Source organism: Dysgonomonas sp. GY75, assembly GCF_015234155.1.
Lineage (GTDB): Bacteria > Bacteroidota > Bacteroidia > Bacteroidales > Dysgonomonadaceae > Dysgonomonas > Dysgonomonas gadei.
Window position 1 is genome coordinate 45822 of record NZ_JADCLQ010000011.1, and the last position, 16290, is coordinate 62111.

Sequence of the window (16290 nt, forward strand, 5' to 3'; positions counted from 1 at the left end):
TAAATGAGAGAGAAGTTCATAATATTTATCTATTTTATAGTATCATTCTGCATTTTGACAAAAAAACGAACTATTGTATGATTGAAAAACAAACCCGCTGAGTCTTAAATGGGTCATGATTGATAAACAAACCCTTTTGATTGTTTATAAAACCTCGATCTTTTTATTTTTTTAGACTTTTGCAAAAGTTAGTTATGAATTCCTTGTCTAATACAAAATGGATTTATACAACAGTCAAATAACATTCTATTTAAATTCAATATAATTCATTACCATGGAAAGAGAAAATTCCTCTTAATTTTAATACAATATTATGTTTTACCTTAAAGCAACATCACAATGAGATTCCACCAATTTTCCCCAAAAAGTTCCTGAAATTATTGTTAAACCAACTTAATAGATTCTAATATTATGGTAAAAAGAAATGCTTTATTTTTCTTAAAAAAAGCAGTCTTGTGTTTGTTCGTTGTTTTAATTTCATTTGGCTTTAGCTTACATATATCAGCTCAATCCTATTTGGATGAATACACCGATTCTCTGGATTATCAGAGAAACACCGACTTTTTAAAAGTAAAAGAGAAAATCCTTTTAAGCAAAGGGCCTCGCTTGATTATAAACCGGGGTGATTATAGGCTTAAAGATACCCTCAGTGTGCAAAGACTAAGAGATACCCGCCTTTTATCTGTACAGCAACTACTAAAAGGAAATGTTGCCGGGGTATATGTCCAAGAAAACAATGGAGAGCCTGGCTCTATCCAAAGTATGTTAATAAGAGGATTATCATCTCCCATTTTTTCCAATAAAGATGTTTCCGGAGTGCAGCCAGTCGTATATGTAAATGGAATTCCTCTTGCGCAAGATCTCCCATATATATATGATTTTAAGATATATGATATCAATCCTGTAGGTGCTGCCTCCAATATCCTGGCCGGATTGGATATACAATCAATAGAATCCGTCGAAGTAATCAAAGATCCATTAGAACTTGCCCGCTTAGGTCCACTGGCAGCCAATGGAGCAATTTGGATTATTACAAAAGATGGTTTTTATGGGGGGAAAAATATTTCCATCAATGCTTCTGCCGGCATGGCTTTTGCTCCTTCTAAAATAAAGATGACAAACGGTGCATATGAAAAAGCTTTCCGTCAGAATTTTTATGATACTTACAATATATCTGCACAGGAACAGTATTATCCGGGATATTTGAGTGACACCAGAGAGTCTAATTATTTTGGGACTCCTGATTGGGCAGATTCTTATTATAACTCTTCTCCTACCTATAATGTGAATGCATCTATTGGAAGTCGGAGTACCGCGGCAAACTATATTTTCACTTTAGGGATTACGCAAGATGCGGGAATTGTCAATAATGTCGGCTTGACCAAATACAACATAGGTTTTGCACTGAATATGACTCCATTAAAAGGATTGACAGCGAGCACCTATATCAATGCAAACAGGATAATAAGAAAAAGGAATAAAAATCTACGGGATCGCTTGGCTGAAATAGAATATTTTCTGGATCTATCTATGCCTCTGGCTCCAGCCAATGGAACTTACGACCGTTATTTGGGTTATCATGAACTGACAAAAGACGAAAATTTAAATAATCTGTTAAACGGATATCTATCATTGCGTTATACACTGGACCGGTTTTATGCTAACGTAGGCTTGATGCTCGATTATAATACGAATGTTCGCCACGCTTTCTGGCCTTCTTCTCTTATGGAATCCGTAAGTTCGGTTTCTGATTATTCGGGATATAACAGGCGATTGATAGGTCGTGTTAATAGTGGATACCTATTTGATTTTGGAAATCATGGGTTAGATATTCACTGGGATGGTTCAATTCAAAGTGATTATTCTCATTATAATTATATACATGGTCTTGATGGAGAAGACGATACTAAGACAATCTCAAACTATTTTTTAAAAGTTTTCCGCTTGGCTGACAGAATGGAGGCCAGACTTGTATCCACGTCATTTTCACTTGATTATAACTATAATAAACTGTTCTATGCAGATGCATTGGTTAGATACGACGGAAGTTCCAATATACAGCTGGATGACCGCTGGTTGTTTACTCCTTCCTTTTCTTTGGGATGGGATCTTAGAAAACTGTTTTTCGACAATTCTTCCTTTTTATCTAAATTTTTCCTGAAATCATCATGGGCTCGTTTAGGTCATTTAGTGCAATCTGATAGATTTGCGTTAGGACCTAATTATGTGTCTTCTGAAATGCAATGGAATGGACAACCCCTTATATCATCTTCCAATGGATTCGCAACGGTTACCCGCCCGTATTCAATAGGCTGGATCGATTATGATATGGGTTGGCCATATTCGGATAAGTTGAGTGTGGATATAAATACTTCTTTCCTGAATAACCGTATCAGCGCCGGAATCAGCTTGTATGAAAACAGGGAGAAAGATATGATTGTACAAGTTCCAACTGTTAAGGAATTTGGTTACAATTCGAAGTTTATGAATGGCATGGAGATTTCTAATAAAGGGATCGACCTGAATATATCAGCATCAATACTTCCTCATATCAATAAAGATCGGTTAAGCTGGGATATGGCCTTTAATATGAATTACAACCGGAATGAATTGAAAAAATTACCTGATGGATTATATGAAGTGGTTGTAGACGGACGCAAACTACAGGTAGGCCAATCAATAGACGCATTTTGGTTATATCAAAATAATGGGATTTACAACGACGACAGCGATGTATCTGTAAAAGATGGCAAAAGATTAAGTTTGGGTGGAATCGCCTTTCAGAAAGGAGATCCTATCTGGGTTGACCAAAATGATGATAATATTATTAATGATAAAGACCGCATCTTGAAGGGGCATGCCCTTCCCCAATTTACAGGGGGATGGACAACCCAATTCCGTTATAAACAATTTGATTTGGCTTTCCATATCTTTTTTGCTCTGGGACATAGCGCATTGAATATCAGAGATCATCAGCGTTACGATTTTATAAATATCGAGCGTACAAGCTCGTTCAATTCTATTAAGGAGATAACATTCTGGCGTAAGGACGACAACCAAAGAGACAACTACCCTATATATAACCCACTGAGCAAAGTACATCCGTACAGGGCGGAACAGGATATGTTTTTGGAAAAGTTGTCTTATCTAAAGTTACGGAATGTAACTTTAGGATATACATTACCATTGAAGAAAAAGCAATCTTTAGAAAGCCTGTATTTCTATTTGACAGCCAATAATATATTTACAGTCACAGACTTTTCTGGTAATGACCCTGAATTGGTAGGTTTTAGCGGATATTATGATGGATACTCAATACCGATTCCCCGTTCTCTTTCTTTAGGCTTACGATTTAATTTTTAAACATTAAAATTACAAAAATATGTTTTCCAATTTATATAATAAATTGACATTATATGTGACTCTCATTGGGACTGTCTGCTCTTTGATGATGTCATCATGTAATGATTTTTTAGATGTGGAGTCAAAGCACATAGCAAAAGAAGATCAGCAATGGGAGACGCTTGAAGATACCCGTGCAGCTTTGATGGGAATATATGGGTTGATGCGTGCGGCTTTAGCTGAAAATAATACACATTGGATTTGCGGAGACCTGCGGACTGGTGATTTCTCTGTAACCAGCCGACTGGATTTGCAAGCTATAGTAGATAATGATTTGAATCAACCTCATTCTCTGTTAGATGAAATATCCAATTGGAGAAGATTTTATGCAGTTATAAACGCAGCGTCTCTTTTCATAGAGAAAGCTCCCAGAACTTTTGAGAAAGATAAATCCTATTCGGAAGAAAATTTAAATCTGGATATAGCCCAAGCTAGAGCGATAAGGGCTTTTGCATACTTCTATATGGTGCGGATATGGGGAGATGTCCCTCTGGTTACCTATTCTTATGATAATGGTTCTTTTCCTGAAATAGGAAAAACAGAGGCCAGAGTCGTTTTAAATTATGCAAAGGAAGAATTGATAGAAGCAATAAAAATATTGCCTTTTGAGTTCGGAACATCAACAAGCAAATATTACGGTAAAGTAGGATCGGACTGGAGAGGTATTTTGTTGAATAAAATATCGGCATACACTATTCTTGCCCACATTTCCGCATGGGAAGGAAATTATGTAGACGTGGAAACTTATACAACATTCGTAATGAATAATGCAACAAAAGTCAGTGCAACATACATTTCAGTAGAAGATCTCACTTCATCCAAAGGTATGTTTACAACAAGTTCATCGAGTTGGAAAGGTTGCCGTTTATTGAGTTTTACTTTTCCTTTTAACCAAAGCGAGGCGACACAGACCGGGCATCTTGAATATCTGACACTTGCCTCTCCCATCATCCCCAAAAGTATCCCGGATATATATGTGACAAAAGAAAGACTGTTTGCGATTTTCAACGAAGTCGATGATAAAAGATTCGGAATTAATCCTGAAACGGGAAAATATTATACCAATTATGTACAGAATATAGAATTTCAGTATCCGGTATTCAGTAAAATCAAGGTTATTCAGGATGGATCGCCCCTAAATAATGATTATGCAGTTTTCGGATCAGCCATAGTCTTTTCACGATTAGAAGAAATAACCTTGCTCCGGGCAGAAGCACTATGTGCGTTAAATCGTCCCGCAGAGGCGATTATATTTCTCAATACGATAAGGACTGCGAGAGGTTTAAGCGAAGCGTCATATAAAAAAGATTTTGCTGAAGACAAGACTCAACTGGTTCAAGCCATTTTTATGGAAAGAAAAAAGGAATTGATAGGGGAAGGTTGGCTTTGGTATGATTCAATACGTCGACAAAAATTGTTGAAAGATGATCCCCTTTTGGATGAAATTATTGTTAAGGGTGGAATTTATTGGCCCGTATCACAGGATGTACTGATGAATTCTAAGATAACACAGAATACTTATTGGCAGTAAACGGACACTTTAACACACTAAGAATGTATTCTTGTATTGAAAGTAAACCAATAAAAATAAAGATAAAATGAATAAATATAAAATAATAATCGGGATAATACTCTCTCTTATTCTGTATGCCTGTCAGGATTATGATTCTGTTTATACCGATACAATAATTATCGGAGAAGAGAAATATGACGGGACGCTACTGAAATATCTTTCCGATGAGGCGGATAATGCTCTTAAGCACAAATTCGATTCCATGTTGGTAATAATAGACGCTAATCCGGAATTGAAGGAAAAATTAGCTAATGAAAATGAGTTTTATACCATTTATGCGTTGCCAAACGAATGCTTCGAACTTTCATTTAAAGAGCTCAACATGTATCGTACTCAAAAAAAATTAGGCAAAAATATATCTTTCAGCGACCTGCTTATTAATCCTTTTTCTGTTGATGACACAACTTTTGTAAATATCGGCAATAAAGTAGATACTTTGATAGAAACACGCCATTATGACTATAAATCACAGGTAGACACTTTAATGTTCAGGTATATTTTTGAAGGAGAATACACTACCGAAATCATACAAAAAAGTGAATGGAACAACATAACGGCCAACTCATACAAATATAAGTATTCGATGAATATGGAATGCTTTTTCCAGAACGCATCCGGGGTTGCCGGAGGTGGAATAAGGAAGTTTGTCTTTAGTGATATGGTAAATACTCAGCTTAAAGATAAATGGAAATCCACTGAGGTTGTTCACCCGGATATACACACCCAAAATGGGATTATTCATATTCTGCCTAAATACCATAGTTTTAGTTATGATAATTTTATCAGTTACTTTAAAAATAGAGGAAATGAATAGAAAGAAAAAATATATAAAACAAATGTATCTTACTGGAGCGAGTGCATTATTACTTTTGAACACATCCTGTGTCAATAATTATTTGCCTGATATACAAGACGCCTTTGACAGAGATGTAAATTATACCGAACGTGTATATAGGCCTGTTCTAGGAAGGACAACATTCTATACAAACAATTTTCAACCGGGAAATTCAACTCAACCTTTGGCTTTCGAAATTACCCGTATTGTAAAAGCGGATGGTAGTCCTGCTCCAGAGATGACAGATGTGTTTCCTGTGAAAATATGGACAAAACCATATTTAGGGAATGAAAATTCCATAGAGGAAATTGAAGCAAAAAGATCGATTGAATACAGATCATTGTTTCAGGTAAGAGAATATTCAGGAGAACTTGTTATGTGGGCTAATGCTGCGTCTTCTTTTGTTGATTGTGCTCCTGGAAAAGGCTATTTGTTTGATGTAAAAGTTTCCAACAAAGGGGGGTATAAATATTTTAATAACCTGCAATTAGTTCCTGTAAGAGAGAACGATTATGAACCTACTATCTATGATCCCGAGACAGGATTGATTTTAGATAAAGATTATATCACTGCGACTCGTGCCAGCTTGGTAGAATTGGAATCCGGAAGATTTACATCGGCCCAAGGAATACAAGTCTATCTGCGGGAAGACAAAGAGAACTCCGATGAAAAAAAATCTATTACTTTTCGTTTCTACAACTCTGATTATACACCCATTCCACCCGAAAAATTTAATAAAACCGAATGGGACAACTTACTTCACGGTTTCAATAAAAAAATGGGCGAAAATTATGTGAAATATGATGTAGCATATCCTTTACCTCTGGTAAAAACTCCATCAAAATATACAAACAGTATAGGGGATATGGTTAAATTACGGTTTGCCTATGACAGGATTACTTCTTCAGGTTACCGAAGGAATCCATTTTTTGAGTTGGAATTTGCTATATATAAAGAAGCTCACTGGGAAGTCATAATTGTGTTTGCCGATGGTGCTCCGGAATTTAGAGATAACATATAAAAGATAGATCTGTATGAAAAAAACACATAAATATAGTTTATTTGTCCTACTGTTCATATTTATTCCTCTGAATATTTTTTCTCAAGAAGTTATCGTAAAAGGTACTATCCTTGATAAAAAAGATAATGAGCCTCTTATATCTGTTGCAGTAGCAGCTCTGGACAAATCGGGAAAAATAAGTTCGAAATATTCGACGCTTTCTGATATCAATGGAAAATTTACACTGAAAGTACCTGTTGCATCAAAATTGAAGATCACTTACCTGGGGTATGATCCGGTGATTAGAGATATTCCAAAGGAAAATTCTGATATGACGATATATATGAACATGACAGAGAATATGTTGAATGAAGTCGTCGTTTCCGGGTTTATAAAAAAGACGAGAGCAGATGCTACAGCTGCCGTACAGGTTGTTAAAACAGAAGATCTGGTACAAACACCTGTGGCCAATGCATTGGAGTTGCTCCAGGGACGTGTACCCGGACTAAATGTACAAATAAACAACGGTACACCGGGTGGGGTTCCTAGCTTTACAATGCGTGGTATTTCTGATATATCACTGACACAGCAAGGTGAGGATTTTATTCTGGGTTCATCTGCCCCACTATTTGTTGTCGATGGGATTCCACAGGAAGATATCAATACAAATACAGATATAGATGCAGCCGGATTGTTGGCGGGAGCAACAGTCAGTCCTTTATCAATGATTCCTTTCGAGGATATTGAAAGCATGGAGATTTTAAAAGATGCGGCGGCAACTTCTTTATATGGCTCGAAAGGGGCTTACGGGGTAATTCTCATTGAAACAAAAAGAGGACAAGGAAAGCCGAAAGTATCCTATTCCGGTAATTATGTGGTTAAAACGCCTCCGAACTTACGTGATGTAATTGTCGGTAATGCGGAAAGAAGTTTGCGTATTGCACAAATACTGCAAAATGACACCTCATATTATCATGGGCATAATGAGATACACAAGTTTCCCGCATTAGCAGATAGCCTGAATCCTTACTGGAATAATAATACGAACTGGCAAGGGCGTTTTTATGGAGTAACGCACAATCAAACACATAACCTGAGCTTCTCAGGAGGAGATAGAAAGTTCGATTATAAAATCAATGGAAACTACTATACGGAAAAAGGTATTATTAAGAATACGGATTTTAACCGGTATGGTTTGAGAACCCGCTTGGGATATAGGCCAAATGATAAATTCGAGATGGATGTAAATATTTCGGCAACCTTTACACTAAACAGCCAGGGAAGTGGGAATGCTTTTTCTCAAGCTGGCGTAGCCAAAGGTACATCAGCGTCGTCTTTATTGCCGCCGCCATCTATGTATACAGCCTCGAATGAAGCATTAGCTGCATTTTCCGTAGATGATAACAATGTAAATAATTCATATGACGCCAATATGAATGTGAAATATAGATTACCTTACGAAATAGGTTTTAACGGGACATTCGCATATAAATACAATACAGCCGAAAGAGAAACATTCACTCCCGGAATTTTAAATAACAACCGATCTAAATGGAGCAATACGAGTGGAAACAGTTATAGTTTATATTCCCAATTGTTATTTTCAAGGACTAACAATATCAGCATATTCCGAATAGGATTAACGGCGGGGATCGAAATATCATCTAAAAAAGAGATTTCTAATAATGTTACTTTGGTAGGAAGCGGTAGCGATTATATTTTGGCTCCCGGTGCCATGCATGGAACAGATCTGTCCGGCGGATCCGCTTCATTTAAAGAGAATGAAAATACTTTTTCGTTCATCTTAAATCCGACATTTGGTTTCGGATCGATGGGAGTACGGGGAGAGCGTTATATCTTTATTCCGAATATCCGTCCGGAAGCTAACTCAAATTATGGAGCTAAAGTAAAATGGACTGTCAGTCCGTCCATTTCATTCAGGTGGAACTTTAGCCGTGAGCCTTTCGCCGACACGTGGAAAAAGATGGATGCCGGGGCTCTTCGTGTTTCTTGGGGACGGACAACTAAATATACCGCAAACCGTTATGATATCTGGGGTACTTATAAATTAACAGAAGATAGTTATAATGGCATGCCCGTTATACCGATTGATTATGGACTGTTGCCAAATGATAACATAAAACCTGTCACCTCTACGTCATGGAATCTTGGTGCGGAGACGGCTTTTTTCCGAAACAAACTGCGTTTTACAGGGGATGTTTATTACCGGCAGACTGATAATCAGTTGAGTGATGTGAATTTGGCCGACCATAATGCTTTTACAAAAGTGAGAAGTATTGAGACAAGTATAGTAAATTACGGAATAGAATTGTTAATAGGAGGTAAACCATTGTCTGAGCAGAGCCCATGGGTGCTGGATTTAGCTCTTTCCATAGCGGTTAATAGAGATATAATAGCTAAACTGCCCAATGAAGCCCGGCAGATAATACATGATAAAGCCACAATCGTCAATCGATTAGGTTCTAATGCTCTGGCGAATTATTTATTGGTTAACAAAGGAGTTTACGCAACCGACGAGGATGTTCCTGTAAATCCGGCTACCGGAGAACGGATGAAGGCTCAAAATAATAATAAAAACGGATATGTCTATATGCAGGCCGGAGACCCTATCTGGGTAGATGTAAACGGAGATTATATTATCGATGATAAAGATAAAGTTGTAGTAGGTAATTCACAACCCCGTGTTACAGGAGGTTTTAACTTAAACCTTAGGTACAAGGCATTCTCTGTAAATACCAATTTTTCTTTTGTAATCAAGAGGGATATTATCAATAAAGCTTTGGCAGACCGGTTTTCCGCATACAGTGATCCTCTTTCACAGAGTTTACATGAAAAAGGAGCTCTGGCTCCTATCGAAGCATATGATTTCTGGGGAGAAGGTAACAGAGATGCCAAATACCCTAATCCGTTCGATTATATTCGTGGCGGCACACGTGATCATCAAGTTAACTTTTTCCGTCCGGATCAAACCCTTTTTATGGAGGATGGTTCTTATTTGAAGATCAATGGTATTTCAGTAGCTTATACTTTCCCTAAAAATGTATTGGAATACCTAAAGGTTAGCCGATTACAGCTTAATGCAAGTGTAAATAATATTTATACGTTCTCAAAATATTCAGGTGTAAATCCTGAAAATGTAAACGGTCTTGGATATGATGTGTCCGGAGGTTATCCTAATAGCCGTAGCTGGACTGTCGGGCTTTCAATGGATTTTTAGAGAACAAATAAACAAAATCATTGATTATGAAAAAAAATATTCTTTTAATTATATCATGTTTGATTTTTCTTTCAAGTTGTGATTTTCTTGAAGTAAAAAGTGAGGACAAATTACCGGGAGATGAATTCTGGATAAAAGGAAATGATGCCAATGCCGAAGGATTCCTGATGAGCGTATATTTCAATTTTAGGAAAGCGACAATGGGTAGTGGGCTATTTTTAACTGCGAGTGGCGACATGCGCTGTGCTCCCATTATTCCATTTAACGGTAGTGGACAAGATAAGAAAGTGGATTTCCTTGTGGCTAATAAGATGAACGATTTACGAACTTATAGCTATAGCCCTTTTGGTGAAACCACTAAATGGAAACCATTTTATGACGTAATACAATCTGCCAACATACTGATAAATGAAATAGACAAGGTTCCCGATATTTCAGAAGACAAACGCCTCATGTTTAAAGCGGAAGCTGTGTTTATGCGAAATATATCTTATTTTTTCCTTGTCAGGGCTTTCGGAGATGTTCCTTATTATACCAAAGCTTATAATTCAGCTTCTTTACCAAGGATGGATATGGTTACTGTACTTCTGAACTGTCTGGAAGATTTAAAGACCGGAGCATTAAATAGTGACCTTTTACCATGGACCTATAGTTCGAATGCTAAAAAAGGCGTAAGGGCTTCACGCGGGTCGGTATTAGCCTTGATGATGCATATCAATCTTTGGTTGGTTCAGTTCGATGACAAGAATAAAAACACTTATTATCAAAACGTAGTAGCTTTAGGTGAACAGCTCGAAAGCAATGGAGGCGCTTATGAACTTGTGGAAATGAGTCGAATTTCGACAGTCTTTACAGGAGGTTCTAATGAAGGGCTTTTTGAGATAGCCCAGAACATTAATTCGTCAGGTGAAGTATTTTCTAAGTTGGCAGTATTTTCTAATAATGTAGCATATAGCCATACAAATGAGAAAAAGACAGTATACTATTATGACAGCAATTATATGGAGAAAATTTTCCCTTATTCGGAGATAGACCTACGAAAACAATATTGGTTTGACGAAAATATGTATATAGCGTCAACGTTAACTCCTACAGAGATTAAGAAGTTTCTGAATGTAGATTACTATAGTGATAGTGAACGAACCTCTAATTCCGGGAATCAAATGGTATTCAGATATTCGGACGCTTTGTTGTTGTATGCCGAAGCTTTAGCTGCATTGGGAAATGACGGGCCGGCCTATGAATTACTGAAAAGGGTTCGGGACAGAGCCGGTGCAAGTACGAATTCCCTTTCCGGAAAAGATTTGCAAGATGCTATTTTCTGGGAACGGCAAAGGGAACTGATAGGGGAAGGTCATTATTATTATGATCTGGTACGTACAGGAAAGATATCAAACTATATGTATTGTGAACATCCGATCAGGCGTACAGAGTTCAATGTCGGCGCCTGGACATGGCCTATACACAGGGATGCCTTGAGTAATAACACAAACATCCAACTGAATCTGTATTGGGAGTAATAAGTGATTAATAATCTAATAATAAGAAAAATGAAAAATAGAATAAAAATCTGGTATTTGGTAATTGTTACTATTACGATTCCTATACTATTAAATAATTGTACAGATGATAGTTATCTGATAGACGGCGGTACTGCTAACCCTTATTATGACGGTACAATGATGGAATTCCTTAAGTCAAAGTCTCCCGAATCCGACCCTAAGAATGATTATTTTTCTGATTTGGTTGAAATTATTGAATTAGCGGATATGGAAGAGGTCTTCGAAAAAAAAGACATAACTTTTTTTGCCCCTACCAATTGGTCTATACGCCGGACTGTAAATCTTTTGAGTGCTTATCAGTATCGAGTGGGAAAAGACAGCATCAAAAGCTTAAAACAAATAAAACCTGAGGTCTGGAAAGAACATTTGTCAATGTACATACTCAAGGAAAAGTACTTATTAAAAGATATACCTCAAATTGATACGACAGCTATCGCGGCATACCCGGGACAAACTTATATTACATATGGGGGACTGCCGATGAATGCCGGTGTGGTGTATGGAGATGCGAACGGCGTAAAATATGCAGGTGCCCGCCAGATACTTTACTCATATATTTATGATATAACGACTAGTGATTTGCTGAATGCATATGTTGCGACATGCAATATACAACCTAAAAATGGAGCTGTTCATGTTATCAGGCTGACTGACCATTATTTTGGATTTGAGCCATTGTTATTTGTATCCAGAGCTATTGAAGAAGGTATTTTACCATACGAAGAATAAAAGGAATGAATATGAAAAAGATATTAAATTGGAAATTTTCTCTTTCTGTTAAAATAGTGCTTTGTCTTTTTATTACCATATTCTCAACAGGATGTAATTCTGAGGAAGATATTGTTAAAGAAGACCCTTATGGCGGAGGTAAAGAACCATATGGAATTAAATTTATAGCGACTCCTCCTTCGCCTGACAGAGCTTATCCGGGAGATGAAGTTATTTACAAAACCAAAGGTTTATCCCAATGGATCAATGAAGACGGCACAGCAGAATTCGAGTTCTTCATTTCGAATGAAAAGGCTGAAATTGTAATGGCTACTGATTCGACTATCACGGTAAAGGTACCGGAAAGCCTGAGTACCGGAATAGCCCATATCCTATTGAAAGAACAGATATTCTACGGACCCAAGTTAACTGTCTTGGGAAATGTAAGTGTAGATAAAGGATATACGATAACTTCGGGCCTTACTGGAACTATTTATGATTATCTGGAACATTATGACACAACAACTAAAAACCATTACCATTGGGTTGGAGACTTCCATGTTTATAATGACAGCAAAAATTCATGGGTGTCCTGTATTGCTTGGGTAAATAGTTCCGGGACTATAGCTATGGGGTGGAACGGAACATATTACAAAATCGATTCAAGGCAAGGGATTGGCTATGATTACAGTAATCCTAACTCAGGAGAAAGTAGTTTGGATTATTATGCGAAATCCATTTCGTATTTTAACAATGATAAATCAGGTACTGCCCCTAATGTCTTAATTTCCGGTAAATTTACTCAATACAAGCCCGTTGGCAGGGAAGACGGAATATCTGTAAATAATATGATGAAAGTACAGCATAGTATAGGAATGATGTTCAATAATGTACAATTGCCTACTTCTAAAACCGGAGAAACGAGATCTGTCAGAATAACCAGTTTTAACGGTGGGACAAAAGAGCCTCCGGTTGCAACTTTTATTACCTCTGACGATAAGGTGATTGCAGTGGGAAATATTACACAGTATTGTAAAATTAATATTGAACAATCTTTCGCAGACGAATTGGTTTATGAGTTTACTCCCGTTAGATCCGTATTACGGATGAATAGTATTGGAGAATTGGATGAGACATATCGTATGGAAAAGAGCGGAGTAGAGGGTTTTATACAGGATACATATATGGATGAGAAGGAAGGAATCGTCATTGTCGGCAATTTTAAAACATTCGATGGTATAACCACTCCTAATATTGTGAGATTAGACAAAAACGGAGAAATAGATGCACAATTCCTCCAGAATATAGGAACCGGAGCCAATGGAGCCATAACTAAGATCCGATACAACAAAAACAGGAGAAAGGCTATGGTAGTAGGTGAATTTACCGATTTCAACGGGGTAGAATGTCAAGGTATTATTATGCTCAATAATGACGGAACTGTAGACGAAACTTTCTCTCCACGAAGAATCGAAGGAGGAAACCCTAATTTTGCATGTATCTTAAACAATCATGATATAGTAGTAATTTCCGGTTTATTCAAAAAATATGATGGGGTAAGCCGTCAGGGTTTTCTTATGCTTACTCTCGATGGCGAAGCTATGCAAAAATTTAACGTACCGGGAATGTTTCTGGGTGAATTGAACCATGTAATTGAAACAAAAACCTCGACAAACGATAACGGTCTGTTGTTATTGGGCAATTTCCGCCGTTTTAATGGGGAACCGGCCTATAATGCGATTAAAATAGAAGTTGACTTTGATTAATCTTAAATACACTTAACTATGAATAAGAAAATATCAAAAAGCTTATTTGCCAAAGCCTTGGCAACGATCATTGCGGTACTTTCGATGATATCGTGTAATGAATCATTGGAAAGGCTCACGAATGATTCATATCCTGAATCGGAAACATCGGCTAATAATGGACATGTTTTGTTCATCATTATTGACGGGGCATCAGGCAAAGCAGTAAATGAAGCCTATACTACACGTAAGGCCCCCTATATACGTTCAATGACAGAATCGGCTAGCTTCACGTTTAATGGAATTGCCGACAGCAAACATAACAGTATCTCAAAAGAACGGGGATGGGCCAATTTACTGACCGGAGTGACAGACCACGGTGTAGGATTGGAAAAAGAAGACGGTTCCGTCAAGACAATAGAAGAGATGGATACCCCTACATTCATGAGGCGGTTGAAACAGGATAATGAAAATATAAAGATAAGTTTATATGCTTCCGATCCGGATTTTTACCAGGTATTTAATTCTGATGCGAATGATTCCCAAAGTGCCAGTACAGACCAGGGTGTTAATGATGCATTGATTGATGAAGTCGGCTCATCCTCCCCTTCGGATATAATTGTCGCTCAATTTAGTGGGGTACAGGTGGCCGGAGACGCTAATGGTTTTTATGATTCTTCCGACAACCCTACTACAGAAGTGCTCGATGCAATCCAAACGGTAGACGGGTATATCGGGGAAGTGAAAACGGCGTTGGAAACCAGAAAAAATTATAAGTCGGAAAATTGGTTAATTATCATAACATCAACTTATGGGGGGGAATACACAGGAACAATTGATGCAAAGACGAGGTTTGATTCTCCTAGTCTGAATACTTTCTCAATGGTGTATAATAATCGTTTAGTCGAGAAAATCTTGTTAAAACCCGCAGAGGGAGAAGGTTTGGCATATAGCTATGTAACCCCGGTATATACGCCGTCAGCATCAGGCACGCCCGTCGCTGCTGTCGTAAACGATGCTACTTTGTTTAACTTACCGGCAGGAAAGCCGTTTACCCTTCAACTTATGCTCATAGACCGCCACCCCAATCCAAGTGGAGTACAAGCTATTGTTTCGAAAGCCTCGAATGCGTCGCAGACGCGCCAGAATGGAGAGTGGTTGTTTAAATTTGATGGCTCTAATACGAGGTATTGGCATACAAGCAACAATGACACCCAAGTAACCAGTAATACATCTGAAACCGGTCCGGCAAAAGATAATCCTTACAAATATGACAGGAAGTCTAAAAACTTTACGGTGCTGACATTTGTACATGATTTTGATTGTGCCGGCAAAACGATGCCGGGTCCGCTTGCCGGTGGTACATACACAGCCAGAGCCAATGGCGAAGTCAGAACTTACCGTAATGGGATACTTGCACGCCATAATTTGCAAATGAGGACAGGAGAGACCAACCTGACTATGGCGAACAATACGAAACCTTTTACAATCGGACAAATCTACACCTCTGCTGCAATTTCAACCGCAACAGAATTTTCCGTAGTAAACCTCCAGATTTATGATACGGTTTTACCTCCGGATTATCTGGGAAAAAATTATAATAAAGCTCAGATTGACCTTGATTCATTAAGTTGTCCATACTGGAAAAACCTGATAGGATACTGGCCATGCGACCGTGAAGAAGACAGGGAACTTGGGATTCTAAGGGATTATTCAAGGTATGGCTCCGTTTACAATGGAATAAATGCCGGAAGATCGGATATGAAGCTGACTGGGAATATTCAATGGTACGAAAATGCTACTATTGAGCCGTATGTTCGTCCATTGCCAAATGAATCTTTTTATAAAACAGTATTTAATACGGTAGACTTGAGCTTGCAAACATTTATGTGGATGAGCGTAATTCCACAGCCTTCTTGGAAATTGGAAGGGATGGCAAGGGCTTTGGAGTACACTTCTATGAACGAGTAAAAAATGAAAATTATGAAACCCCCATGACGTAAAAAAGACGCCAAAGATAATGTAAAAGTTAGCAAAGGCCCTTAGCTTTGGTTATAACCAACTAAAGATTAAGACTATGGAACAGATTACATTTACCCAGGTCGTATCCAGGGGATGCGGCATAGACGTACACAAGAAAGTAGTAGTAGCCACCGTGGATGGCGAAGGCATAAAGAAAACCACACGAGAGTTCTCTACTTTCACGAGTTCTTTGACAGAATTGAGA

Annotated in this window: 9 protein-coding genes; all 9 read left to right on the plus strand. The window is 37.8% G+C overall.

What is annotated here, in order from left to right:
- The first annotated feature begins 651 nt into the window (after nt 1-651).
- The 9 genes from IR083_RS05235 to IR083_RS05275 all read left to right on the plus strand — a co-directional run bounded on the left by IR083_RS05235 (nt 652) and on the right by IR083_RS05275 (nt 16034).
- Nucleotides 652-3363: a SusC/RagA family TonB-linked outer membrane protein gene (locus IR083_RS05235; RefSeq protein WP_317174686.1), complete on the plus strand. Its 2712-nt coding sequence runs from the start codon at nt 652-654 to the stop codon at nt 3361-3363.
- A 19-nt stretch (nt 3364-3382) separates the two neighbouring features.
- A complete protein-coding gene (locus IR083_RS05240; RefSeq protein WP_194223530.1) occupies nt 3383-4933 on the plus strand; it encodes a RagB/SusD family nutrient uptake outer membrane protein in 1551 nt (516 codons plus the stop codon).
- A 67-nt stretch (nt 4934-5000) separates the two neighbouring features.
- Nucleotides 5001-5789 (plus strand): hypothetical protein, encoded by a 789-nt coding sequence (locus tag IR083_RS05245; protein ID WP_194223531.1) that lies wholly within the window; start codon nt 5001-5003, stop codon nt 5787-5789.
- Nucleotides 5782-6831 carry a DUF5007 domain-containing protein gene (locus tag IR083_RS05250; protein WP_194223532.1) on the plus strand — a complete coding sequence of 350 codons (1050 nt, stop codon included), beginning with the start codon at nt 5782-5784 and terminating at the stop codon, nt 6829-6831. The genes IR083_RS05245 and IR083_RS05250 overlap by 8 nt, the downstream gene beginning before the upstream one ends.
- 13 nt (nt 6832-6844) lie before the next feature.
- Nucleotides 6845-10048, plus strand: coding sequence for a SusC/RagA family TonB-linked outer membrane protein (locus IR083_RS05255; RefSeq protein ID WP_194223533.1), 3204 nt, complete (start codon nt 6845-6847; stop codon nt 10046-10048).
- 26 nt (nt 10049-10074) lie between these two features.
- The gene (locus IR083_RS05260; protein WP_194223534.1) at nt 10075-11568 is read left to right on the plus strand and encodes a RagB/SusD family nutrient uptake outer membrane protein; all 1494 of its coding nucleotides are present in this window, start codon (nt 10075-10077) and stop codon (nt 11566-11568) included.
- A 30-nt stretch (nt 11569-11598) separates the two neighbouring features.
- The gene (locus tag IR083_RS05265; RefSeq protein WP_194223535.1) at nt 11599-12339 is read left to right on the plus strand and encodes a fasciclin domain-containing protein; all 741 of its coding nucleotides are present in this window, start codon (nt 11599-11601) and stop codon (nt 12337-12339) included.
- Between the two features lie 11 nt (nt 12340-12350).
- A complete protein-coding gene (locus tag IR083_RS05270) occupies nt 12351-14084 on the plus strand; it encodes a DUF5124 domain-containing protein (RefSeq protein ID WP_194223536.1) in 1734 nt (577 codons plus the stop codon).
- Between the two features lie 18 nt (nt 14085-14102).
- Complete coding sequence (locus IR083_RS05275; RefSeq protein WP_194223537.1) at nt 14103-16034, plus strand: DUF4983 domain-containing protein; 1932 nt, start codon at nt 14103-14105, stop codon at nt 16032-16034.
- The last annotated feature ends 256 nt before the right edge of the window (nt 16035-16290 follow it).